We start from the raw sequence: 23,440 nt of genomic DNA on the forward strand, positions 1-23,440 counted from the left end.
GAACCAATACCGGTTTTGCCACGTGCTAAAACCGGATTTAGGACGCTTTCGCCCTGCCCATTGACCACTATAAGCACATCACAGATTAAAAGGAGATGAGTGATGCGGTTCTATATTTTGGCTTGGCAAAAGTACGCGGACTTTGCAGGGCGAACATCGAGAGAAGAGTTTTGGATGTTTATGTTGTTCCATCTTTTACTGACGTTGTTGTGTATTGGCTTGGATATCGCTTGGCGAAACGCGAGTGTGTTTGACCTGCTCTACAGCGCCGTGACATTACTGCCGTTACTCGCGATTACGGTGCGACGTTTACATGACATAGAGCGCTCTGGCTGGTGGTGTTTGGTTTTTCTGCTGCCAATTTTTGGCCCTTTGCTACTGCTGTATTGGTTAACGCTGGAAGGGCCTGTTGCGACAGAAAGGAGTGCAGGATGAAGTTTTATCTGACTCTGCTGTTATTGCTCGCTCCGCTAGCATGGGGCCAAGGCGAAATGGAGCACATCTTACCGCAAGGCGCGTTTGGGGTTGTCTCTGTCGGAAAAATGAACCAAGGCGAGTTGATCTGGCTGCGTGGCCGTGTTGGCGATGGGCGCTACACACATGTGGATGAACACGGACGTCATTGCACGCTCTCAGTGCCAGTCGCTGTGGGACAGGTGACCGACAGTGGGCTTGGAATTGAGGAAGCTGCTGGGCTGTCAATTATAGTCATGAGCGATAAGCTCAATCACGCTTTACTCAGTGGTGAAAGGATCCTGAGCGATCAATGGCGGTTTGTTTTTTGGCCGCGAGAAGAAGCCGCGAAATTGCCGCAGGCGGATGGCTATATTGTGCAAGGGATTGAGGCCAAAGAGAGTTTCGTGCTCAATTCCAAGCGGCGTTGGGTCTCTTGGCTGACCGGAGATTCGCGTTTGCTGCGCTGTTGGTGAGAGGTGCGATAAGGGCAGACCATTGGTGGATAGACTTTAATGATACTTTGCGTTATACAACATGCTTCCCATAATCATTTTTGCGAGGCAGTGCATGTTTGAGAGTTTTGGTGTGATTAATATTTGGACCTATATGCTGGGGCTGCTGATGATCATTTTGGCCCCCGGTCCCAACTCTATCTATGTGCTCAAATCCAGCTCGACCTTTGGCATCAAAACCGGCTACAAAGCGGCGATGGGTGTACTGGTTGGTGATGCGATTTTGATCCTGCTCTCTTATTTAGGCGTGGCGTCTTTGATCCAAACCTCACCGCTGCTATTCACCATCATTCGATACTTGGGGGCGGCTTATCTGCTCTATTTGGGCTTCAAACTGATCCAACAATATTGGCAAAAGCCTGTATTAGATGATCAAGGTGTGGCGCGTCCGCGTAAAGTGGAAAAGGTGTTTACCAAAGCGCTCACCTTGAGCCTGACTAATCCGAAAGCGATCTTGTTTTATGTCTCCTTCTTTATTCAGTTTATTGATTACACCTATGAACACACTTGGATCTCGTACCTGATCCTTGCCACGATTTTGGAGGTGTTCAGCATTGTCTATCTGAGCGTGTTGATTTTTGTCGGTACCTCGCTCACGCAACTGTTTAAGAACAATCAGACACTGAGCAAATTAGGCAACGGGTTGCTTGGGCTGCTGTTTATGGGGTTTGCAGCGCGACTTGCCAGTTTAAGTTAAGCACCTAAGGACAAAAAACAGCCAGCATCTCGCTGGCTGTTTTAGTTGCGGGACGAGTGACAGCTCAGTGACTGACCAAATGCAAACCGCTTGGCAAGGCGTCACCAAATACGCGTTTTGATTCAGATTCAGACAGATCTTTGACTTCACTGACCAGTGTAAGCCAAGAGTCGGGCACTTTACTTTGCTGGAGCTTGCTTAACACCTGCTGGCGGTAATCATCGCTGATGTCGAATTGGCGATCGCCCGTTTTGCGACAGATCATCACCGCGGCAAAAGCGATCATCGGCTCTTTCTGCCAGTTTTGCTCTAGCAGTTTTGGCAGCCATTGTTCCGCTTGCTCACGAGGGATCACGCGATGCTGGCTGGCGTACAGCGGTGTGCGCGATGCTAAGCGGCCAATTGCCCACCAGTGCGCTTGCTCAAGCTGGTTGTGGTTAAGCGCTTTGCTTAAAAACCAGCTGGTCAGCAGTACCTTATCGTCCACTTCCAACTGCTCTAGCGAGGCGGCAAGACGAACCATCGCCTCGTAGCCCATCTCTTGTGCAGTCTTGGCGGTTTGTGGACTTTTCATCGCGCCGGGATGCAGATACTTAGCGATGTCGGCCAAAATTGTCTCTTGCTGCTCTTGGTTGAGCCCGCCAGCGATGCGCCGCCAGAATACCCACCAATCGGTCCAACCTTGGTGGTTTTGAAATTGAATACCTTGCTGGTACAGGCTCCAAACCTGCTCAATACGCCAAGAATCGGTGGCATCGCCAAAGCCGGGACGCAGGGCAAAGCCTGCCAATCGTAGCCAGTTCTTCTCATGTTGCTCTGAGCGGCGGCGACGTTTGCGCCCTTGAGCAAAGGCATCAAACAGTTGCCGCAAGGTGACGAAATCCCACTCATCGCGCTTGCCAAGTTTTCTCTCCAACTCTTTGGCAAGTATTTTGATTTCGTTGCCTTCGCCACTTTTTTTATTGCCGCTATACAGGCGAGTAATCAGCTCCTTGCAATCGGTCAGACGAGGATTGAGCGCCACTTGTTCGCTCTCTTGCGCCTTTTTATTGCGCACTTCAAACTCTAATGCCCAGCGTTTGCTGTCATCTTCAACGCTGACACACTCCATTTTCAGCGTACCGACTTCGGTGAGCTGACACGCCAACTGAACTTCAACCCGCTCTTTTTGATTGGCGTGCAAATCGGCGCCATCACTTTGCAAGGTCACGATGTAGGGGGGAAGCGGAGCGAATATATCCGCATCGACGTTGACCATCACGCCATTTTGAATCGAGGTTTGGTTGGTCAAGGTGTCGTGGGTGGACGTCAGCAAGTCAAAGCGGACAGGTTCTCCGAGCGTAAGGGCAAAGCGACGCCCAGTGAGGCGGATCTCTTGCCCCTCTTCACTGCCTTTGGCCAACAAACAGAGCGCTTTGCCCATTTTGTTTTTCTCTTGCAGATGCAAGAAATAAGAGCGCGCCGCGCCGCCGCCGATTTTCAGCTGTGCGCCGCGCCGCGCTTTGGCAAACGCCACTGCGCCCAGTGCCACTGACCAATCGGGGTGCGGGTTGTCGAGCACCGTCACGGGTGAGCCGCACCACTGGGTCAACAATTCGCTCATGCGCGCCGTCACCAGTTCACTGTTGAACACGCCACCGTTCAGCAGTAGGCCAACGGGAATGGCGGGTTGGCTCGTGTCTTCTTGGCCAAGCGCAGCATAGGAGACTTGCTGATGCTGGCTGAGGAACTCCGCCACGTGCTTACTGACCGCAGGATCTGCCGCATAAGGCAGGCCAAACTCCACCACCGCACTGCGGCGTTTATCCGGCGTTTGAGCAAAATCAGACAGAGGAAAGAAGCCATCAAGGGCGATTTGGTGTACCTCTTGTTTGCTAAGCGCAACACTGCGTGTACCGCCGAGCAATTTTGAGCCGCTGCCAAGCATGGTGATCTTCATCTCTTCTGGCGCGCGTGCCGACAGCAACTGCTCTTTGGCTTTGCGTGTTTGCTGAATCAGTTTGCTCAGGCTAGCAGCGTTCAGCTTCTTGCCTTGGTTAAAGCGTTGCTCGGCTAAATGGGCCAAAGCTAAATCGAGGTTGTCGCCGCCGAGCATCAGGTGCTCACCGACGCCAATGCGATCCAAAGCCAATTCGCCTTGGTTGAACTTGGCTTCGATCAAACTGAGATCCGTGGTGCCACCGCCGACATCACACACCAAAATCAGTGGGAGATGTTTGAGCTGTTCGGCCGCATTTTGCTGGTGGCGGGCGTACCAGTCGTAACACACCGCTTGCGGCTCTTCCAAAAGGAGCACTTTGCCAAGCCCTGCCAACTGTGCGGCTTCAAGAGTGAGATTGCGCGCCGTTTCATCAAACGATGCGGGCACAGTGACCACCACTTCCTGATGTTCCAGCTTGTTGCCCGGATGACGATGGTTCCAAGCTTGGCGAATGTGATTGAGGTAACTGGCGCTGGCGATGACGGGCGATACTTTGTCTACGTCGCTCGCGCCTGCCCACGGCAAAATCTCTGAGTGACGGTCAACCGCCTGATGAGACAGCCAGCTTTTGGCACTGGACACTTGACGGCCTTCCACTTTGGCGCCGAGCTCGCGTGCCCATTCACCAACGATGACGTTAGCAATATCGCCAGCAACGGCGTGGTGATCCCACGGTAGGGTGAGATCACTTGGGGCAATTTGTCCCTCTGCGGGGTGATAGCGAAAAGAGGGTAGCAGCGGTTTGCGCACCACTTCACCGGGACCAATTAACTGATCAATATCGAAAAGAGAGACGTGGGCGTCTTGGAGATTCTCACTCAGTTCGCAAAACGCCACTACAGTATTGGTGGTGCCTAAATCGATACCGACGAGATAACGAGGAGATGTCATGACAAGTCCTTGAGTGATTTAAAAACGGCATCCATAGGGATGCCGTTGCGAGAAACGATTATTGTGCGTTTTGTTTGGCGTCTTCACGCACGTCAAACTCAACGTGCCACTTCTGACCGTTGTCAGCGGCAATGGCTTCGAGGTAGAGCGTGCCGAGCTCGGTTACTCGGGATGCGAGTGTCACTGGCACGACTTCTCCTTCACGGCGGCCCTCAGAAACGGGCAGAGTGACCTGAATTTCAGGTAGCTCCTCTAACTCATCTTGGCCCCAATGGTCGAGATGGGTGCCCGCCAGATCGTCGCGGCGCACAGTAGAACCGAAGAACTGGAAGTTAACAGGCTGGCCGATGATTAAACCAAATTGCTGGCTCGGAACATCGACGCTGGAACCTTCTTCCATACCAAACGGAGCCACACACAGCGCTTCCATGGGCGGTGCCATTCCCGGAATTGCTGGCATCGCGCTTTCAATACCAACGTAGTAACTGGAGGCGATACCGCCGCGAATGCGCACGCCTTGGCCACGACGCACTGCGCCGTAATAGGCCGCGCCGCTTGCCACCGCCAGATCAAGGTCAACCCCCGTCAACCGCTTCGCCATCTCTGCATTGGCGTCCAGCAACCATTCGTTGATGGTCTCTTCTAAACGATTGGCGAGCAGTGCTGATTTCAATACGCCGCCGTTAAATAGAATCGCGGTTGGCTTGATAAATTGCGCTGAAGGAGCGCCGTGCCCCGGCATACCGGGCATGCCGCCAACAAACGGATTGAAATCTTGTGCTGGCGCTGCATCGCCATTCATCGCATTGGCTTGTTTTGACAAGAATGCGGCGATATGGCGGGTAATTCCGGCATCTTGCGCGTAAGGCAGGCCCATTTGCGTCAATGCGCCGCGATTGCGTTGTAGCGGATGTTCAGTAATCGCCACTTTGGGGAAAAAGCCTTCCACCAGCATTTGCTGCACTTCTTGCTGGGTCAGCTCGGTTTTAAGCGTCGCGCCGAGCAATTTTGAACCACGGCTTGGCACCACAATCGGCACGGCTTGCAACTCGGCATCGTTGAGCAGCGCTTCTTTGGCATCACGGCAAGCGTGCGTCATGGCCTGAATTTGCCAAGGTTGCAGCTCTTTGCCTTCTTGCGCCAATTTCATTTTTAAGCTGTAGGCGAGGGCGAGATCCATGTTGTCACCGCCAAGCAGAATATGCTCACCCACGGCGATACGTTTGAGCGTCAGGTTACCTTGCTCTTCGGTCACTTCCACCAGAGAAAGGTCGGTGGTGCCGCCACCGATATCGACCACCAGCACCACGTCACCGACGCTCACTTCATCGCGCCACTTTTCGTTGCTGTTGTCGATCCAGTTATACAGTGCGGCTTGTGGCTCTTCGAGCAGAGTCAGATGCACAAAGCCGACATTGCGTGCCGCTTCCGCGGTGAGATCGCGCGCAGCAGGGTCAAACGAAGCCGGAACGGTGATGGTCACCTCTTGCTCGGCCAGCGGATGCTGCGGATAAGCGTGATCCCACGCTTGTTTCAGGTGCTCAAGATAAAGCTCGGTGGCGCGCAGGGGCGAAACTTTCTCCACCTCTTCCGGGCTACCCGCAGGCAAAAAGGCATCGCGGCGGTTCACGCCGCCATGGCATAGCCAAGATTTTGCGCTGGCGACTAAACGAATGGGCGTTTTGCTGCCAAGATTACGAGCAATCGCACCAACCAGCGCTTTGGGTTCTGTGGTCCAAGGGAGCACGCGTGACGCAGGATTCATCTCATGCTCGTGCGGCTGGTAGAGAAACGAGCCCAGTTGGCTGCGCGCTTCCACCGTTCCCGGCGCGGTCAACTGAGGGATCGCCATCACTTGCACACGAGCGTGCTCGTCTTGCGTATCGAGGAAAGAGACCACGCAGTGGGTGGTGCCAAGGTCAATACCGATACTGAATTTGGCGGCTTGCTCAGCCGCTGGTGTATTGTGCATTTCCATTACAGCTCAACCTCAGCGGGCGCGATGATGGTCGCGTCGTAGTTTTCCGCGAGTTTCGGCAAGTTGATTGCGCTGGCTTTCCAACCTTTGTGAACCAGTGTGCCGTTAAACGGCGCCTTGCCCGTCACGTTACCCACCAAACGAATCGCCTGAGGGTTAAAGCCTTCGGCCACCGTGATGCGCATCTCTTCTTCTTCGCTACGAATGTGCTCTAGCGTGACGTATTCTTTGAGTACTTTCTGCCCGCCAGTATGGATAACACGGGCGGCAGCGCCCACTTCTTCATCGGAGAATGCGCTGAGATCTTCTTTTAAGAAATCAATCAAGCGCGCTTCTTGCTGCATAATCGAGAGCAGTTGCATCGCCGAATCGGTTGAGGCAGTGGCGAGCTTGGATTGCACTTCCACCACTTTCTCAATCACTTTTTCAACTTCGATGACTTTTTCGACTTCGACAATTTTCTCTACTGGCTTTTCCACTTCAACGATCTTTTCAACCGGTTTCTCAACCACTTTTTCGATCACTTTGCTTTTGCGCGAAACGGCAACCAAGAGAAGTAAAACACTCGATGCCGCAAGGCCTGCATGCAGCATATCGAATGTTTGAGGAATCAGGTTTAAATCAATGTTCATGCTATTTTTTCTCTAATCGATTGATTTAAAGGTGCGTGGATTGGCTCATTTGCCGCAAATTCAAGGGCGATTTTGCGACGTGCACCTAGTGTAGACATAAAAATGGTGGCTGATAGTAGCATATTCAAGTGAGGAGATTGTATTAAAACCGCTTGCAACCCCTGAATTTACGGCGGTTTTGCTGAAAATATCGTCAAATAGCCGCCTGTTTTTGGCGATGGATTTTCGCCAACGCGCACGAGGGACCAAGAATCTTGGTCAGTTGGGGTGAAAATAAGCAAACAACCGCGCTTAGGTCGAGTTTCTGCTTTCTCTGGGGTACAATTTCGCCCTTTAACAATCAACCGCGAGAAAAAGGCAATCTATGAACCATAACCGAATTGTTTGCTTTGATTTGGAAATGTGCTGCTGGAACGAGGATGGCGTCGGGCGCACAGGTGAAATCATTGAAATTGGTTTGGCAGAAATTGATTTGCTCCGAGGGGAGATTGTGAAACGCGCGCAGTATTACGTTAAACCGGAACACGACGAAGTGTCGCTGTTTTGCGCCGAGCTGACGGGCATTACGCCGCGAAAAATTGAAAAACAAGGCCGGCCGCTCGCCGAAGTGGTGAAGTCGATGATCAAAAACTTTGGCGGCAGCAATAAAATTTACACCTCGTGGGGCCGAGACGACCAGATCCTGTTTAACGAGTGCCACGCGAAAGGGATTGAGCCCCCGTTTAGTGAGTTTATCAATTTGGCTACCTTATACCGCATTCAAAATCGCCTCAAAGATAAGCGCATTGGTCATCGTCAGGCGCAAGAAGCGAAAGGCATCGATTGGGAAGGGCGGCAGCACTCGGGTTATGTGGATGCCTACAATTTAGCCAAGCTCGCTTTAACCATGTTTTAGGCTCAGATGAGAAGCGAGCGTCATTAAATCTTCATCTCACTTTTCATTTTTGTTCATCTTGCGCCACTAAACTTGCTGCAAATCATAGCAACTCAGATGGCAAATAAAGATGTTACTTTCCGTGCTTTGGAGTGTGGTATTTGTGTTCGGTAGTGGAGTCGTCTACCGTTGGCATCAAAAACCCGTCCTGTAATCTTTGAATAAGGTAAAAACGCGCCGAGTGCGCGTTTTTTTATTGCTTTTTGATTGGCGAATTCGCTTTACGACTTATCGATCACTTGCAATTTGGCGCGGATAAACTCGCGGTGATCCACATAGAGTAGCTCAGCGGTTTTACGAATCACGGCATCTTCCATTGGGTCAATCTCACCATCGGCGTGCGCCACCTCCCACATGCCTTTGATTAGCGCAAAACGCGTCTCTTGCGAAAGCTCTCTCAACTGTGATGTGAACTCATACAACGAGGCGGCTTGAGCAACACCACTTTGCGCCTGAGTGAGCAAACTTTCCACTTCGTCATCGCTTAAATTGAGCAGGCGCTTGAGCAAATGGCGTTTGACCGCTTGCTCGCGCTCATCGATTTGATGATCGGCGCCTGCAACTTCACACAATAAGCAGGCAATTGCCAGATTGGGGTTGTTGGCGGCGTTTTGGCCCAAATCTGTGCCATCAAGCAACTGTTTAAAGAGAGTGGTGAGTTTGTTAAACATGTCGGTGACCTTTTCAATCGCAATACTTTTTTTAACATGATAGCGCTAATGCTGTTGCGCATCCGCTATCGATAATTTTATTCTGCCGCGTTTTCATTCTTCTGCACTGGTTGCTGGAAAATCGACACAACGGCCATCGCTAGTGAGCAAGCTGACTCGCTTTGGTTTTCCGTCCGCATCGAGGTGCAGCTCGCCAATGGCGCTGTGGTTAACTAAACGGTAAAAGCGTTGGTTGTCTGGGCTACGCTTTTTGATTTTCAAGCGCTTACGTTTGGTGAACCAGTTGAGCGGCGAACGGGGGCTATAAAGCAGCCTATCCATCGCATCACAATAGCGCAGCAGTCGCACAGGAAAATGATTTTTTAATCCGCTGCAAGTGATCTGATAGATGTTGGGGCTGGATTTACGAAAGCGCAACTTGATGTCATAGACAAACGAGTAGTGCACATCTCCCGAGAGAATGACAAAGTTGGTTGGCGTTTTGGTGTGGGTAAAAATGCTGATGAGCGTATTGGCGCTGCCCGGATGCGCCATCCAGTTTTCGGCGTCGATCAGTAAAGGTTGGCCGAGTTGCGTCATGATGCGTTGCAACATTTCGATAAATTTGACCCCAAACATCGGCGCGGCAGAAACGATGATCACTTTTTCTTGATGCATCAGCTCCTGTTGCAGTTCGACCAGCGCTTCCCAGTCCATCAAACCAGACGGCTTGTTCATGCGTGATTCCGAGCGCCAGCGTCGGGTTCGGGTATCCAGCACCACCACTTTGGGTTCGGTGGGAATGGTGTAGTGCCAATCCTCAAAGCGATACAGCAGTTGAATAAACGCGTCTTGATGCTCCGTGGTCGGGGAGTGAAAATAGCGCTGCGCCGCGATGAAAAAGCGCTCGTCAAATTTTTCCGGCGCATTGCCCCAGCCTTGGCAGAGCCAGTAGGAGAGCAAGCCGTTGCCAATCACGCGGCGAGAAAATGGATGCTGATAGGCGGCCATCTCCCAGCCAATGGTCAGGTTCCAGTCGTCGGTCACGTCGTGATCATCAAAAATCATGTAAGTCGGCAAGTGAGCGAGCAGGCGTTGCACACTCGGCAAACCGGCAACAAAATCGTCAATCTGCTTGATTTCTTTGTGCCACAACTGTTGCCATTTCTCGCTCAGTGTCTGCCCAGCCCACTCAAACGCTTGCTCTTTCAGGCGTTCTCGGTTAACCAGTTGCCACGCCTGCGGCGACCACACCAACAGGTACATGGCAAAAAACTCGGCAAAGCTGATGAGATGATTTTCGCTTTCAGTGGAACTGAACACCGGTTGGCGGCGAAAACGCGTTAGACGGGCAAACAACGTTGAGTTATCCCGATAGTCGGGCAGAATTTGGTCGCGGCCATAAAAGCAGTGCGGATCTTGATAGAGCGCCATGCTGTCTTGAAAAGGCGCGTCGACAAACGTTTCGTTGGCTAAACCGAGCCGCTCAATGAGCTGCGTGATGGCGTCTAACGTCGGTCCGGCAACATGATCGGCGTATATCTGATCGCCACTTAGCAGCAGGAGATCAGGGCGCTCTGCTGGCGAAAGCGAGGCGACTTTTTTATCCGCCGCAACCAACGCATCAGCGCTACGATGGTGTGGGTTACGGCAGGAGCCATGCAGGATGTAATCCGCGGTTGTTCGCACAGAAAATGCAATCCCTTTTGTTTCATCTCCCTCGTAGCAAAGGTGTGGGATAAGCTCAGTGATGGCTCCCGCTTGGGTGTCAATTTGGTAAAACAGCGCGCAATTGGTTGGGTATTCGCCAGCAAAATGCCACAGCGCCACAAAAGCATGCTCACCCACTTGTTGTTGCTGAGAAAGGCTCAGCGGAGCTTGATAGAGCAATTTTTCGCCGCTCTCATCGAAGACCTGAAAAGTGCCCTCAACGGGTTTGCTGCTCACCAGCCAAAGGTTGATTTCGCTTGCGGTCGTTTTTCTGAGTATCGGGCCTGCCAGAATCAGCGGCAGAGGAGAGCGCGGCGGGTTTGTCTGGGTCAATCCTTACTCCTGTGGTTTTATTTAGTCGTCGTTACTTTCATCTTCAAGCACTTCGATCACTTCGGAGCTGGAAAGTTCGTGTCCCATGAGAAAAATCGCCAACATCGCATCGGCTTTGGTTTTGGTGTCGCTGGCTTCCGCTAAAATCTGTTCAAAACGATGGCGGATCATACTGATTTCATGCTCAACAAAGCCGCGTCCTTCCTCTTCACCTTGCAGATCATCGGGCGCGTTATCAAATTCAAGAAACAGCAAATCGCCGTCTAAGCGAGTATTCACCAGCCTTTCGGGTAGCCACTCCTCACCCATCACAAGGTCAGGATCGTAATCATCAGGTAATGAGACGAGGATATTTTTCAGTTCGGAAGCTTTCACATTCAATTCAAATCAAAGGCAATATCTATTATTGTAACGGCTAAATATCGATGAGCCTAAACCGTTTTCATGGTTTTGTTAATTATTTACGCTTGACGCACTGTCATTGATGGAATGTTTATATAAATGAAGCAAAAGTTATTCATTTTTGGTCTTGGTGCAGTTTTTTTTCTGCCTAGTCAGACGGTTAAAGCTCAGCAACCGGATTGGGGGATCGCGGCGATGTATCGAGTCGCCTCGATTCCATTTGATACTAGCGGCGGCGATCAATCTGTGAGTACGTTTGTCCCGATGATGTTTTACAACGATGACAACCTGTTTATTCGTGGTACCGAAGGGGGTTTTTACCTGTTCGAATCGGACAATGAGAAATGGCAACTTAATGCGTTGACTCGGTTGCGTTTTATCGATATTCCCAAAGTGGCACAAAACTCGATTGAAGGCGACAAAGCCGACTTTGGCATGCAATTGGCGTATCATTGGGACGAAAACTGGCGTTTGGAAGCGGAAATTATGGGCGACAACGAGTACCGTTTTCACTCCAATTATCGTCTTGCGGCCAAATATGGCTGGGGCGATTGGGAAGTGGAGCCGTCGTTCACGCTCAGGTACAAAGAAGCCGATTTTAACAGTACCTACTTTGCGTTCTCCGATATCACGCAGGAGCGAATTGGTGCAGGAATTGACGCGAACTTGGGTTTGAAAGCGCGCTATCACGTGGCGTCGAATCTCTATCTGCTCGGGCAAGCCAGTGTGACTCGTTTAGACAGTAATGCCTACCGTAGCTACGCCGTGGAAGATCGCTATCAGGGCGAGTTTTTTGTCGGGTTTGGATTTTTCAACGATAAGAACAAAGAACGCAAGTCATCTTTGAGCAACAAGGCTTACTTACGTGTGGCACACGGCTGGGCAACGCCGTCCAATATTGGCGAAATCTTTAAATTTGAACAAGAAAAAGACCCGAACAACAACCAAATGAGCTCATTTTTTTATGGTCATCCTTTAACCGATGAGCTGTTTGGTCTGCCTTTGGATATCTACCTGCACTCGGGAATCGCCCATCATTGGGCATCGCAAGTGCAGAGCTCGAGTACAGAAACGGTTGTGTCCATTAAAGCCTATTACACCTTCAATTGGCCGACCCCGTGGCGTTTTGGTTTTGCTGAAGGGATGTCGTACATCGACAATATTACCTATATCGAACAGACCGAAATGGATGAAAAAGGCTACACGCCAAGCCATTTGCTCAACTATCTCGACTTTTCGTTTGACGTGAATGCCGGGGAGTTGTTTGGTCAATCAGAATGGAAGAATGTCTGGTTTGGCTACTCGCTTCACCATCGCTCGGCGATATTTGAAAATGCCTCGCAATTTGGCCGGATTAAAGGCGGCAGCAACTACAACACCGTGTATGTGCAGTTTGATTTTTAAACGACTCGTTTTGAGAAAACACCCAAGGGCGTTTGCCCTTGAGTGTTAATTTTTAAGAAACTAAATAGAGCGGCTTGGAATTGGCCTCACTAAACGCACGTAGAATTCAAGCCAGCTTCCTTGGCTTTGTATTGTGGATTGCTCGTATGTATAAAAAACTTCAAAGTGGTTATCTGTGCCAGTCCCTAAATTCGGTACATTTTTAAAAGAGACACTGTATCCTGCCTGCGTTGCGAAACTTTGGTTCAGGACTTCATAGTAAGATTCATAGTGAGCACGAAGTTTTTCTAGCCCTATGCTTTCATCGCCAAAATCATACGCGTTACTGAACTTGTTTCTACTTGCCCTTACGGCTACCCATTCCGGCGAGTTTTCTTCCAGCCAAGGTACGAGTACGTTATGGACGAGATTCGATGTTTCTCTAGACCATTGGCCGTTAGATAGTTTGCGGCTATTCTCCAGCCACTCTTCTACTTTTTTATCCAAAACAGCATCGCTCCTGCGTTTGTGGTCAAGTGCCAGTAGATTTGCTTGATGCTGCTGATAGAAGATATCGAACTTCTCTTTGTACGGCGCTACGGTTTGATATAGCTGTTCTAGCGATTCGATCGGCTGGGTCAATTTAAAAAACTCAGTGTATGTCCCGTAACGGCAACCTTGATCAGTGATAGTGAGAAGTTCTTGGGTATAAGGTAGTCGCCAAGAAGTCTCAGGCTGTTTGTCTCCGTTAAACACGGTGATGATCTTATCAAGTTCTTCTCTTTTCCTCTGTGTTGCAGCGCCTAGGCACTGCTCACCTTGTTGTCCTAGTGGGCACATCATCCATTGAAGTTGAGTTCTGTTGTCGTTGACAACCCACAAACTTGTTCCTTGGTATTCGATGGTTTCCTTGCTAAAACGTCCTTCTTCTGGAAGACATTGTGCCAAAGTGGGGGCCGCAATAAGCATGATTGCCGGCATTAAAAAAGTGCTTTTCATGTGTTTTCCTTATTACTATTGCGCTTTCAAACCATCACTGACCAAAATCACTTGATGAGGTATCTGTTTCTGTTCCACTTGAGTTCGAATATCCCAACTACTCGTACTGAGTAAGTTTGCATGACTTTCTAGTGTTGGATTGGCCTCGTTCATCCATAACTTGCTGCTATCGACTGAGGGGAAGAAATTGTCATCAAAGTTCATCTGCGGTTTGCCTGCTAACGTCAAAATATTGAGCGTTTCTTGATAGGTTGGCAGCCTCCAATCGGTGATACCGCAGAGTTTGGATTCGTTGGCACGCTGAACAAGCTGATTCACGGTGCAGTAGCGTGCTTTGTCTTGGCTGTAAACGTCACCGTTGATCGCGACGCAGAAGCCGTTGTATTGGTCGTCACTCACCGCCAAGTTATCACTATGCAAGTACCGGTTATCAATGCTATACCAGTGGCGAATGCGATCCCCTTCTACCATCTCACTGTTTGGTACTGCCCAAGTACGGCCAGTTTTGCTTTCAACTGTGCAGCTATGCGGTGTCGCAATATAAGGGAGATCTTGTCGAGCCAAGCGTTCGCCTTGCGCATCCACTTTTAAGAAAGAGAGCGCTTGGTAACCATCGGCGTTGGAGTTTCGCGCGTAGCCACTCATTGTGTCACAAGCGAAATCAGAATCGAAAAGATGCGCGTTAGTCAGCCCTGCATCGCCTAAACGAACGTTGAACTGAGCGCTCGGTGTCCCTTTGTGAGCAATTTGGAAGTAGTAACGAGTGAACTTAGTGAGCCCAGTTAACGTTACCATGTGGTCTGCCGCTGCGGTTTGATGCATGGCATCGCTCAACTTAGCAAAGGGTTTGCTATCCCAGTAAAGCGTGTAACCGCTGGTGCCTTGTGGTTGCCATTCCAAGGTTAACCAGTCGTCACCGCGTCCGCGAACGGCGATACCACGAATTTGATCTTCTGCGAACTCGGTACTGCAAACTGACTCCAATCCATTAATCGGCTCGGCGGGCAACCAACTGCTGCCGGTTTGAATTGCCGAATTCAGTTCGCTGGCGATGTTGTTGTCCGCTGGGAACTGACTCAAACCGCTAAACGCTTGAGCACTCCAGGTCAACAGTGTGTTGATGGTGGTGTCGGTGTCTTCCATATGATGAGCAACATCTGAAACGTTTTTCAGCAGTTGGATGACTTGAAACGGTTCAGGCAAGATGTTGCTTTTGCTATACATGCGATATTGGGCGTTGTAATCCAAATCGAGCAACTGAGCAGCGGTGCGGAAAAAGTCTGAGGCATTGTCGATGGCCGGTAGTGCCTGATTCTCTGCTGATGCCATTTGCATCGCCACAATGCTACTCATCAACTGCACCATTTCCGGCGTGTGTTTAGCAAAAAGTGCATCAATAGCCGTCTGTTTTACCGGTTTGGCATATTGACCACCGCCATGGTGCATCAAGCCACTGCGCTCAGCCAATAGAGCGTGGGCGTTGTTTTCAAATGACACTTTTAGACGCGAGAACTCCTCGGCAGTCACGATACCATCTTGATTCTTATCGATATCCGCTTGCGCCAGTTCACAGAACGCGCCTAAGTAGGAGCGCATTTCAACCCCGCTGTCAGGATCGTAGGCAATCACCGTCAACAGATCTTGCATGTTGTCGGTAGGGTGCTCGCTTGGTTTGGTTAGGTCTTCATTCTTGTCGTAATAAACGTACACCTCATTGCCAGTCGGTTGACAGGTTTCAAAGCCGTTGGTGGTGTCGCGCAGTGTGAGGCGCAGCTCAAACTGGTGGTTCACGGCTTCAATGGCTGTCGACGATTTTTCTTCACCCACTGGTGTAATTGGTACCAACAATGGGCGTTTTGGTTTGAGTGGGTTGTCGTAATGGCTGTTTGCTAAAGGATCGTTCGGGTAAGAACCAATTTGCAGCGAAATTTGCGGGCTCTTCATTCCTGACACCGTTTCGCCTCTCAGCACCAAAGTTCTGCTGGGGTAAGAGTTATCCAATACTTCACGCAGCACATTACTCTGCTTAACAGCATGCATTTCAACCCATTTGTCTTCAATGCGTTTTTGCCAACCATCAGGTAGTGTCACTTGATGAGTTTGCGCCATTGCTTGGTATGTCTCGCTCACGCTATCCAACCAAGACTTTCCCTCCGTGGCTACTGGAGATGTCATGTTTTCATTCTCAAGCAGAGTATCAATCATAGAAGTGGTAGAGAGATTGAGCGAGGTGAGTTCGATTTGTTCGTCGCTATCAAAAGGATCGGCGATCGCATGCAATAACGCGGCAATCGCCATAACTTTTTCACGACCATGTTGCTCCATGATCTCTTGCGCACTTTGTCTGCCACTTGGATCGAGCGCAGAAAATAGCGAGTTAGTTTGAGACAGGGTTAATGGCAACCACTCATCATGTGTAATGAAAGTATCGCTGTTTTTATCTTCGGCGAGTAGTGGTGGCTTGGTGCCAATCGCATTGCGATAAAGTAACACTTCGCGAGTTTCTAATGACGGTTGTTCTGCCGTTTGCGAACGCTCGAAAGCACGCGTGTTAGCCTCTTGTTCACGTGGGTAGATAACGTTTACCGCCTCCACGGTCATAGGGATATTCTCGCTAAGCGTGGCAGGGTCGACTTGTAAAAGGTAGCGAGGTTGGAGCTCTCCAGAGTGTATTTTCACCGCCGAACGGGCCACGATCTCTTCGCCAACCAGCAATCTCACTTCCGTCTTAACGGTTTGATCGGCCGTGATCTTTACTGGCTTAAACTCGGTAACAAAGCCCGTTAACGTTACTTTAGTCGGGGTTGATGGGGTGGCTGGACTGGTGGCTGAGCCGCCACCGTTGCCACCACCGCATGCGGACAATAAGCCTGCAATCGCTGAGGCTACCAAACTCTTGGCAAATAAGCGCATTTTCACTCCTTATTGAAAAATTTGCTTCATAGATGATACAGAGACCAATCTCGCAACTAATCGCACTTTTGTTCTCCTATTTAGATCGATGATCTGTATTTTCTGCTATTTGAAACAATAAAAACTAATTAGTCTCCAGCATGTAAAATATTCATCGCTTTATTTGTTGCGCATAATAATAGAAATGTTATCATTTGCAAATGATATTGATTATCATATTCACTTAAATATTGTTTCGATAAGGAGTAATGATGCTGAAACAATTCATTAACGATGAAAGCGGCGCGACAGCGATCGAGTATGGAATCCTAGCGGCAGGCTTAGCGGCGGGCGTATTGGCAATTTTTGGTTCTGATGGGGTGTTTATCTCTGCCCTGAAAGAGAAGTTTCTCAGCATCGTCAACAGCCTGAACCCAGCAGGCGAGTAAACATGAAGCCAGAGGTTGTCACACTTGTTACCTTGCTGGCACTGCTGCTAATGGTGGTGCTTAGTGATGCGTTGAAGCGGAAAATATACAACGTCAACATCGCACTCCTGTTTTTGGTGGCGATTGGTCATCGCTTTATGCAGGGCTCACCTTTTTGGCTTGATGCGACCTTGTATGCCCTTATTGTCTGTGTTGCGGGAATGCTGCTTTGGCAACACGGTTTACTCGGTGCAGGGGACGTAAAGTTGGCAGCAGTCTGCGCTTGGATCGTTTTTCCTAACTGGTTTGAACTTGTCTTACTCAGTGCGTTTGGGGCAGGAATATTGGCGGTTTGGCAGTTAGTTCGTGCTTATTTTGCCATATCAAACGCGCATCAAGGGACGATTCCACTTGGTGCTTCTATTTCTGCTTCAACCGCTTACCTTATTTTATAAATTGGATTTTTCATCATGAGTCGTTGGTACATGGCTGTCTTTGCAGCTTTGTCGGTTGCCTTATTGTTGGCGGGGTTTGTTTGGCTAGACACCTCCCAGACCCACCAAACATCAAAAAACCTGTCGCCCGTTGAGCGAAAAGCGAAAGTGCTGGTCACCAGCCGAGCGCTGGCGATGGGATCATTTATTGAGCGAGAGAGCTTAGAGTGGGAAGAAGTCTCGCTGCAAGAGCGGGATACCTTGGGTGATGTGTTTCTGCAGCCCGTGTTTGAACTTGAGCAGATCGCAGGCAGTGTTGCGGTGCAGTTTATTCCTGCCAATACGGTGTTATCACCCGCCATGCTGTTGCGTCCAGAACAATCGGATTTTCTTTCTGCACTGGTGAAACCGGGCATGAGAGCGATTTCGATTGAACTTGACCCAATGGCGGCTGGGCTTGGTTTACTGCGTCCGGGAAACAAAGTGGATGTGTTGCTGACAAGTCAGTCAGAAATCGATCAGGATGCCAATGGCACACCTATCTACAACAACATGGCGGTCGAAACGGTACTACAAAACATTCACCTGTTGGCGATTGGCAACCAGTATTCAACGCACCAAAAGCCAGAAAAAAACAACAAAAGTTATGATCCAACTTCAGTGACCTTTGAAGTGTCGCTTCAAGACGCAGAAAAGTTAGTGTTAGCCAGCAAGCTTGGGGAGTTATCTCTGGTGTTGCGAGGCAACCACGATCAAACCGAAGTCGCCAACAAACCGCTTAAGTGGGCAAAAGATATCTCTGGGGCGTATGACCTTGAGCAGCAGCCAACTCAATCGGTCACCGTGATTCGCGGTAACGTGAAGGAAGGTCAGTAATGATAAACATGGTAAAAAAGTGCTTACTTGTATTGATCGCGTGTTTGGTGATGCCATTGGCACACGCAGCAAAACAGATCGATTTGGAAGTGGGTCAAAGCCAGCTCATTCCGCTGTCGAAAGAGATGCGCAGCGTCTACATCGTTGATTCGACCATTGCCGATGTTAAAACCCCGTCTGCCCGCAGCGCGTTGGTGTTTGGTGCGCGAGTGGGGAAAACCGACTTGGTGATTGTTGGCAAAGAAGGGGATGCCATTGCTCACTATCGTCTAAATGTGAAAAACAGTGGTTTGAGTCAATTGGAGCGTCACCTTGAGCTCTTATACCCGGCGTACCGCATTAGCCTTCAATCGGTGGGCGATTCGATTGCCGTCGCTGGCACGGTAGCAAGTCCAGAAATGGCGGCGGACATTTTAAGCTTGGTGAACAATTTTGCTTTGGGGCAAGTTGCAGACAAAGACCGTCTGAAAGAAATCACCGCTGAAGTGAGCCGTAAATCAGCCAACCAGCCTGAAGGGCCAGGTGGGCAGTCGGTGCTGCCTTTGGTGATCAATCAGTTAAAAATCACTGCCGCGCCTCAAGTGAACATTTCAATCCGTATGGTGGAAATGGCCAAGAGTACCAGTGAAGAGCTGGGTATCCGCTGGCAATCAGTGAATCCGAATTGGATGCTGGGCGTTTCACCCGGTAACGAATTTGCCGCGGGGCTGGATTTGACTGACCCCGATAATCTCATTAAAGAATCAGCGTTTATGGGCATTATCGATGCGTTGGCATCAAAAAGCTTAGTGAATGTACTGGCAGAACCAAATCTTACGGCTAAATCGGGTGAAAAAGCGGAGTTTCTAGTGGGGGGCGAGTTTCCTTTCCCAAGCATCGATGGCGATTCGGTTGGCGTTGAGTTCAAAAGCTTTGGTGTCGGCCTTTCTGTCACACCAACGGTGCTATCGGAAAACCGCATTTCTCTTACCGTCACACCGGTTGTGAGTGCATTAAGTCGTCAAAATTCCATCAAAATCAATGGTGTTGATGTGCCTGGTCTGGATAAGCGAACCGCGACGACAACGATCGAGTTGGCCGATGGGCAAAGCTTTGCGTTGGCTGGATTATTAAGAACATCGGAAGAAAACTCCGTGGATGCGATTCCATTTTTGGGTGAGTTGCCCGGTATCGGCGCACTGTTTCGAAGCAACAAGAGCAAGCAGATTGAACGTGAACTGGTGATCATCGCCACGGCGAGTCTGGTTCAGCCGACGGGTGATCTCGAATCTATCCCGACACCACTGGATAACTTTCGCTCACCGACGCGTTTTGAACGCTTGATCTTTGGTGAGTTAGAGGGAGAGGCAAACACACCAAAGTTGATTGGTGATTACGGCTATCGCTACTAACAGGATTTCACAACAACATGATTAACAAACGACCGCATCTATGGATGCTTTCAGCCGCGATGCTGTTCAACGTGGGGTGTACCTCAACGACGAATTTATCCGAACAGCGTGAACTGACATTGAGCTCACCCGACGCGGTGTTGCCCGCTTTGCAGCAACTTCTACAGCCTACTCAGAACCGGGTTGAGCAAGGTGAAGTCTCTGTGTTGATCCGCACTCAGCAGGTCTCGCACAAAAACCTCGCGCAGTGGCAACAACAACTCAGTGATACGCTCTCTTTGCCAGTGGACGTGCGCTGGCAGCAAGTCGATCAAGCCAACGTGGAGGTGAAGATCGATGTTGCGCTTATCCCAGAAACTTGCCGTTTTGAGCCAAATATGGTGTTGAGTGACGCGCAGTGCCGCCACAAACGTCGTCTGCAAATGGCCATGGCCAATCAGCAGCATTACCGTCAAGGCGCGCCGCTGCTGATTACCGAAAGCAGCTTGGAAGTGGGGGCCGTTGAGCGTCTACGCCAAGGCAGTGTAAGAATCGCCGAAGACCCAGCGAAAATTACCGATGGCTCGGGAGGGGAAAGTGGAAATTAAACGTCAATCTATGATGGTTTTTGCCCAGAAAGGCGAGCAAGTGAGCGTGATCGAGTCGGTGGTGGATCGCATCGCACAACTTGATTGCCAAATCCACACGCAAAGCCTAAGCGCAGCGGTTAAGCAGTTAGCGCAGCGTCAATGTGGCGACATTTTACTTTTGCAGGTGCAACGTGATGAGTTGGAGCGCTTGTCTGAACTGGCCAAAGTGACGCCTCCGGGTTGCCAAGTGATTCTCTTCGGCGAGGAAATTTCCTTGTCGGAATATCGTTATCTGATGCAGATGGGCATTGCTGATTATCTTGCATTGCCATTGGATCCAACAGCGCTGCACAAGAGCTTGTTGCACCTTTTAGGAATGCATGCGCAGAAAGGCTTTCAACAAGGCCAAGTCTATTTGGTGAGTGGCACAAGCGGTGGTGTCGGCACTTCTACTATCGCGGCTAACTTGGCGCTTGATCTTGCGAAACATCGTTCGGTTGCGTTGGTCGATTTTAATCTGACCTTTACACAGCATCCGATTTTGTTGGGGGTGGACTATCAGCCGTCTCTGCATCGTTTGGTCACTGAAGTTGAGCGAGTTGACTCCGTGTTGATCAAACAATTTGGCCAAAACGTCGGCCATCAGTTGAGTCTGTTTTATGCAGAGGATCAAGAGGAGTTATCTGTGCAGCAGCGAATCAACGTTGTTAACAAGCTCAAGCAGCAGTTTGCCTACGTCATATTGGATGTGCCTCATTATCTGGTTGAAAAAGTCGAGGACCTGTTGGTCTCTGCCGACAACTTTCTGTTAGTGCACGACTTTTCGTTACAGGCGGGTCGTCGAGCCGATGGTATTTTGTCGAAACTCGAAGGGTATCTGCACCACGTGCATCTGGTGGGTAACCAGAGCCGCGCCAAATCGCATCGGCCTTGGAGTGAAAAGCAGTTGTTTGAAGCGTGGTCAATCACACAATTTAGTGAACTGCCATTCGATAGCAAAGCCTTACAAGCAGCGGAGCACAACGGCGAACCTTTGGTAAAACGCGGTGGAAAGCTCGCTAAAGCGATTGGAAAACTAAAAACGCGCCTAGCGGGGGTCGCCTAATGTTTGGTCAAAAAACTCAACGGGTGCATGCCTCACGAGGTAACCCCTTGGTGATGCCAGAAGCCGCGCAAGCGGCTTTTGAAAAGCTGATTGAACCCTCAGAAGCCGTAAAATTGAGCCGAGCCCAACTGCAGCAAGAGATCAAGAAAGCCGTCGGCCAAATGTCAGCCCAACAACTGCTGCCGTACAACCAATGTGAACTAGCGGTGCTGGTGGAACAGCTGTGTGATGACATGTTGGGCGTGGGGCCAATTCAGTGTTTAGTCGAAGACCCATCGGTGAGTGATATTTTGGTCAATGGCCCTGAGCAAATCTACATTGAACGTCACGGCAAACTGTTGAAAGCCGACATTCGTTTTCGCGACAAAAAACACTTGCTCAACGTTGCGCAGCGAATCGTCAATGCCGTTGGGCGTCGATTGGATGAATCGACCCCCTTGGTGGATGCACGTTTAGAAGATGGCAGCCGAGTCAACATCATTGCGCCGCCATTGGCACTCAATGGCGTGTGTATCTCAATTCGTAAGTTCCCTGAACGTCAGTACGATCTTTCCGGTTTGGTTGCTTTTGGTAGCATGAGCGCAGAGATGGCGGAATGCCTTGCGTTGGCCGCACGTTGCCGTTTTAACATCTTGGTTTCTGGTGGAACGGGCGCGGGTAAAACCACCTTGCTGAACGCCATGAGTACACCCATCAGTGATGACGAGCGCATCATTACCATCGAAGATGCGGCTGAGCTGTCACTCACTCAACCTCACTGGATTCAGCTTGAAACGCGAACCGCCAGTTCTGAGGGGACGGGTGCTGTGACGGTGCGCGATTTGGTCAAAAACGCCCTACGAATGCGACCCGATCGCATCATTTTGGGCGAAGTGCGTGGCGCCGAAGCCTTTGACATGCTGCAAGCGATGAATACCGGCCATGATGGTTCCTTATGTACCTTACACGCTAACTCACCAACAGATGCGATGCTGCGTTTGGAGAACATGTTGATGATGGGGGCAGAGCAGATCCCATCAGCGGTTTTGCGCCAGCAAATCAGTTCAGCGTTGGATTTGGTCGTGCAGCTTGAGCGTTCTCACGATGGCAAGCGCCGCGTCACCGCGATTTCCGCCGTTGGTGGTTTGGAAAACGGGCAGATCGCCATACATCCACTGTTTGAATATCGCCTGGATGAAGAAGGGCGCGGTGATTACCACCAAGGCGTTCTGCCGCATGATGTGGTTGAACGCGCGCGCCACTTCGCGTTGGACAAAGCGTGGACGACCTTATTTGCAAGTGTAGGGGGCTAAGAGAGCACCATGCTAGGGCTATTTTTTTTATTCATTTGGCTCGCGATGGGCGCATTGATCATGCGCTCACGTCGCGTTGAAGCGCAGCGGGAGAAACAGCGAAAACGCTACCTTAAACCGTTGGCGGTGACGGAGAAAAAACGACCGCAATGGCTGGCGTTTTACAGCCGTATCGAAACCTTGATCGGAACGGCGCGATTACAGAAGTACCGCTGGTACTTGGTGATGGCGAGCTCCGGACTATTTATCGCCTTACTCTCTCAAGGTATGGCAGCGTCGACAGCCTTACTGTTAGTCAGCGTCATGGCGGTATTGATGACGGTGTTGGCGCTTCGCCATTTTGAGCAGCTTGCCATCCGCGAGTTCAACGCGCAAATGCCCGATATCATCGACAGTATGGAGCGGGCGGTTAAAGTGGGAGCGCCTTTACATGACATCTTTTTTGCCCTCTCAGAGCAGTATCAAGGCAGTGCCAAGCGCTTGTTTCTCGCCATGCATGATCGCCTTAAGTTGGGTCACAGCGTTGAAAGAGTGATGCACTTCGCCGCGCTGCAGATGCCAAGTCAAGAGTTTCACTTTTTGACGACGCTGCTGAGTTTGCAAAGCGAGACCGGAGGTAAACTCTCTCACATGCTCAAGCAACTGGGGCAAACCTTGCGTGAGCGCAGCTTAATGGAGAGCCGTGTGCGAACCATTACCTCAGAATCACGTACCTCTGCCAAGGTGTTGGCGATCTTGCCCCCGGTGTTGATTGGCGTGCTGTATGGCTCTGCCAAAGAGCATTTTGATTACCTGCTGCGTGATGGTACTGGTCAATGGATCCTGCTTTATGTGGTGCTCAGTGTTACTAGCGGCTTGCTGCTGATTCGTCAACTGACCAAGTTCAAGGGGTAAA

The 23,440-nt window shown here is 50.3% G+C and carries 21 protein-coding genes; 13 read left to right on the forward strand and 8 right to left on the reverse strand.

From position 1 onward, the window contains the following. Window positions 1-102 precede the first annotated feature (102 nt). The 3 genes from I3X05_RS06280 to leuE all read left to right on the forward strand — a co-directional run bounded on the left by I3X05_RS06280 (window position 103) and on the right by leuE (window position 1,665). Window positions 103-435, forward strand: coding sequence for a DUF805 domain-containing protein (locus I3X05_RS06280; protein WP_045571503.1), 333 nt, complete (start codon window positions 103-105; stop codon window positions 433-435). Beyond that, a complete protein-coding gene (locus I3X05_RS06285; protein ID WP_045571504.1) occupies window positions 432-929 on the forward strand; it encodes a hypothetical protein in 498 nt (165 codons plus the stop codon). Before I3X05_RS06280 ends, I3X05_RS06285 begins: the two co-directional genes overlap by 4 nt. A gap of 94 nt (window positions 930-1,023) precedes the next feature. Beyond that, window positions 1,024-1,665, forward strand: coding sequence for a leucine efflux protein LeuE (leuE, locus tag I3X05_RS06290; RefSeq protein ID WP_039444137.1), 642 nt, complete (start codon window positions 1,024-1,026; stop codon window positions 1,663-1,665). Window positions 1,666-1,729: 64 nt separating this feature from the next. Here leuE and I3X05_RS06295 read toward each other — a convergent pair whose 3' ends face one another. From I3X05_RS06295 to I3X05_RS06305, 3 genes are read right to left on the reverse strand one after another with little or no spacing between them, the layout of a single operon-like run. After that, on the reverse strand, window positions 1,730-4,537 hold the full coding sequence (locus I3X05_RS06295) for an Hsp70 family protein (RefSeq protein ID WP_045571505.1): 2,808 nt from the start codon (window positions 4,535-4,537) through the stop codon (window positions 1,730-1,732). 58 nt (window positions 4,538-4,595) lie between these two features. Further along, the gene (locus I3X05_RS06300; protein WP_337971014.1) at window positions 4,596-6,515 is read right to left on the reverse strand and encodes an Hsp70 family protein; all 1,920 of its coding nucleotides are present in this window, start codon (window positions 6,513-6,515) and stop codon (window positions 4,596-4,598) included. Next, a complete protein-coding gene (locus I3X05_RS06305; RefSeq protein ID WP_193166611.1) occupies window positions 6,515-7,147 on the reverse strand; it encodes a DUF2760 domain-containing protein in 633 nt (210 codons plus the stop codon). Before I3X05_RS06305 ends, I3X05_RS06300 begins: the two co-directional genes overlap by 1 nt. A gap of 364 nt (window positions 7,148-7,511) precedes the next feature. Here I3X05_RS06305 and I3X05_RS06310 point away from each other — a divergent pair, with 364 nt between their 5' ends. Further along, on the forward strand, window positions 7,512-8,042 hold the full coding sequence (locus tag I3X05_RS06310) for a 3'-5' exonuclease (RefSeq protein WP_039444128.1): 531 nt from the start codon (window positions 7,512-7,514) through the stop codon (window positions 8,040-8,042). Between the two features lie 260 nt (window positions 8,043-8,302). Here I3X05_RS06310 and I3X05_RS06315 read toward each other — a convergent pair whose 3' ends face one another. The 3 genes from I3X05_RS06315 to I3X05_RS06325 all read right to left on the reverse strand — a co-directional run bounded on the left by I3X05_RS06315 (window position 8,303) and on the right by I3X05_RS06325 (window position 11,149). Further along, on the reverse strand, window positions 8,303-8,752 hold the full coding sequence (locus I3X05_RS06315) for a TerB family tellurite resistance protein (protein WP_337971015.1): 450 nt from the start codon (window positions 8,750-8,752) through the stop codon (window positions 8,303-8,305). A gap of 93 nt (window positions 8,753-8,845) precedes the next feature. Continuing rightward, window positions 8,846-10,774, reverse strand: a complete 1,929-nt coding sequence (locus I3X05_RS06320; RefSeq protein ID WP_193185077.1) for an alkaline phosphatase D family protein — start codon at window positions 10,772-10,774, stop codon at window positions 8,846-8,848. Window positions 10,775-10,795: 21 nt separating this feature from the next. Beyond that, the gene (locus tag I3X05_RS06325; RefSeq protein WP_045571511.1) at window positions 10,796-11,149 is read right to left on the reverse strand and encodes a hypothetical protein; all 354 of its coding nucleotides are present in this window, start codon (window positions 11,147-11,149) and stop codon (window positions 10,796-10,798) included. Window positions 11,150-11,275: 126 nt separating this feature from the next. Between I3X05_RS06325 and I3X05_RS06330 the strand changes: the two genes are divergently transcribed. Next, window positions 11,276-12,580 carry a MipA/OmpV family protein gene (locus I3X05_RS06330; protein WP_337971016.1) on the forward strand — a complete coding sequence of 435 codons (1,305 nt, stop codon included), beginning with the start codon at window positions 11,276-11,278 and terminating at the stop codon, window positions 12,578-12,580. 60 nt (window positions 12,581-12,640) lie between these two features. On the opposite strand, the gene I3X05_RS06335 is transcribed toward I3X05_RS06330, so the two are convergent. Together I3X05_RS06335 and I3X05_RS06340 are read right to left on the reverse strand one after the other, a co-directional pair. Then, on the reverse strand, window positions 12,641-13,558 hold the full coding sequence (locus tag I3X05_RS06335) for a DUF1566 domain-containing protein (protein ID WP_045571513.1): 918 nt from the start codon (window positions 13,556-13,558) through the stop codon (window positions 12,641-12,643). A gap of 15 nt (window positions 13,559-13,573) precedes the next feature. Then, complete coding sequence (locus I3X05_RS06340) at window positions 13,574-16,471, reverse strand: DUF1566 domain-containing protein (protein WP_193185071.1); 2,898 nt, start codon at window positions 16,469-16,471, stop codon at window positions 13,574-13,576. Window positions 16,472-16,722: 251 nt separating this feature from the next. Here I3X05_RS06340 and I3X05_RS06345 point away from each other — a divergent pair, with 251 nt between their 5' ends. Genes I3X05_RS06345 through I3X05_RS06380 form a run of 8 tightly spaced genes read left to right on the forward strand, consistent with a single transcriptional unit; the run spans window position 16,723 to window position 23,439 of the window. Then, window positions 16,723-16,899 carry a Flp family type IVb pilin gene (locus tag I3X05_RS06345; RefSeq protein WP_193157396.1) on the forward strand — a complete coding sequence of 59 codons (177 nt, stop codon included), beginning with the start codon at window positions 16,723-16,725 and terminating at the stop codon, window positions 16,897-16,899. A 2-nt stretch (window positions 16,900-16,901) separates the two neighbouring features. Beyond that, a complete protein-coding gene (locus I3X05_RS06350; RefSeq protein ID WP_045571516.1) occupies window positions 16,902-17,333 on the forward strand; it encodes a prepilin peptidase in 432 nt (143 codons plus the stop codon). Between the two features lie 15 nt (window positions 17,334-17,348). Next, window positions 17,349-18,188 carry a Flp pilus assembly protein CpaB gene (cpaB, locus tag I3X05_RS06355; RefSeq protein WP_045571517.1) on the forward strand — a complete coding sequence of 280 codons (840 nt, stop codon included), beginning with the start codon at window positions 17,349-17,351 and terminating at the stop codon, window positions 18,186-18,188. Then, window positions 18,188-19,579: a type II and III secretion system protein family protein gene (locus I3X05_RS06360; RefSeq protein WP_045571518.1), complete on the forward strand. Its 1,392-nt coding sequence runs from the start codon at window positions 18,188-18,190 to the stop codon at window positions 19,577-19,579. The genes cpaB and I3X05_RS06360 overlap by 1 nt, the downstream gene beginning before the upstream one ends. Before the next feature lie 17 nt (window positions 19,580-19,596). Next, window positions 19,597-20,166: a hypothetical protein gene (locus tag I3X05_RS06365; protein ID WP_045571519.1), complete on the forward strand. Its 570-nt coding sequence runs from the start codon at window positions 19,597-19,599 to the stop codon at window positions 20,164-20,166. Then, window positions 20,156-21,253 carry a P-loop NTPase gene (locus tag I3X05_RS06370; RefSeq protein ID WP_319023892.1) on the forward strand — a complete coding sequence of 366 codons (1,098 nt, stop codon included), beginning with the start codon at window positions 20,156-20,158 and terminating at the stop codon, window positions 21,251-21,253. The genes I3X05_RS06365 and I3X05_RS06370 overlap by 11 nt, the downstream gene beginning before the upstream one ends. Further along, the gene (locus I3X05_RS06375; RefSeq protein ID WP_337971017.1) at window positions 21,253-22,545 is read left to right on the forward strand and encodes a CpaF family protein; all 1,293 of its coding nucleotides are present in this window, start codon (window positions 21,253-21,255) and stop codon (window positions 22,543-22,545) included. Before I3X05_RS06370 ends, I3X05_RS06375 begins: the two co-directional genes overlap by 1 nt. A gap of 9 nt (window positions 22,546-22,554) precedes the next feature. Beyond that, window positions 22,555-23,439 carry a type II secretion system F family protein gene (locus tag I3X05_RS06380; protein ID WP_045571521.1) on the forward strand — a complete coding sequence of 295 codons (885 nt, stop codon included), beginning with the start codon at window positions 22,555-22,557 and terminating at the stop codon, window positions 23,437-23,439. Window position 23,440 lies beyond the last annotated feature (1 nt).

It is taken from the genome of Vibrio navarrensis, assembly GCF_015767675.1.
Classification (GTDB): Bacteria; Pseudomonadota; Gammaproteobacteria; order Enterobacterales; family Vibrionaceae; genus Vibrio.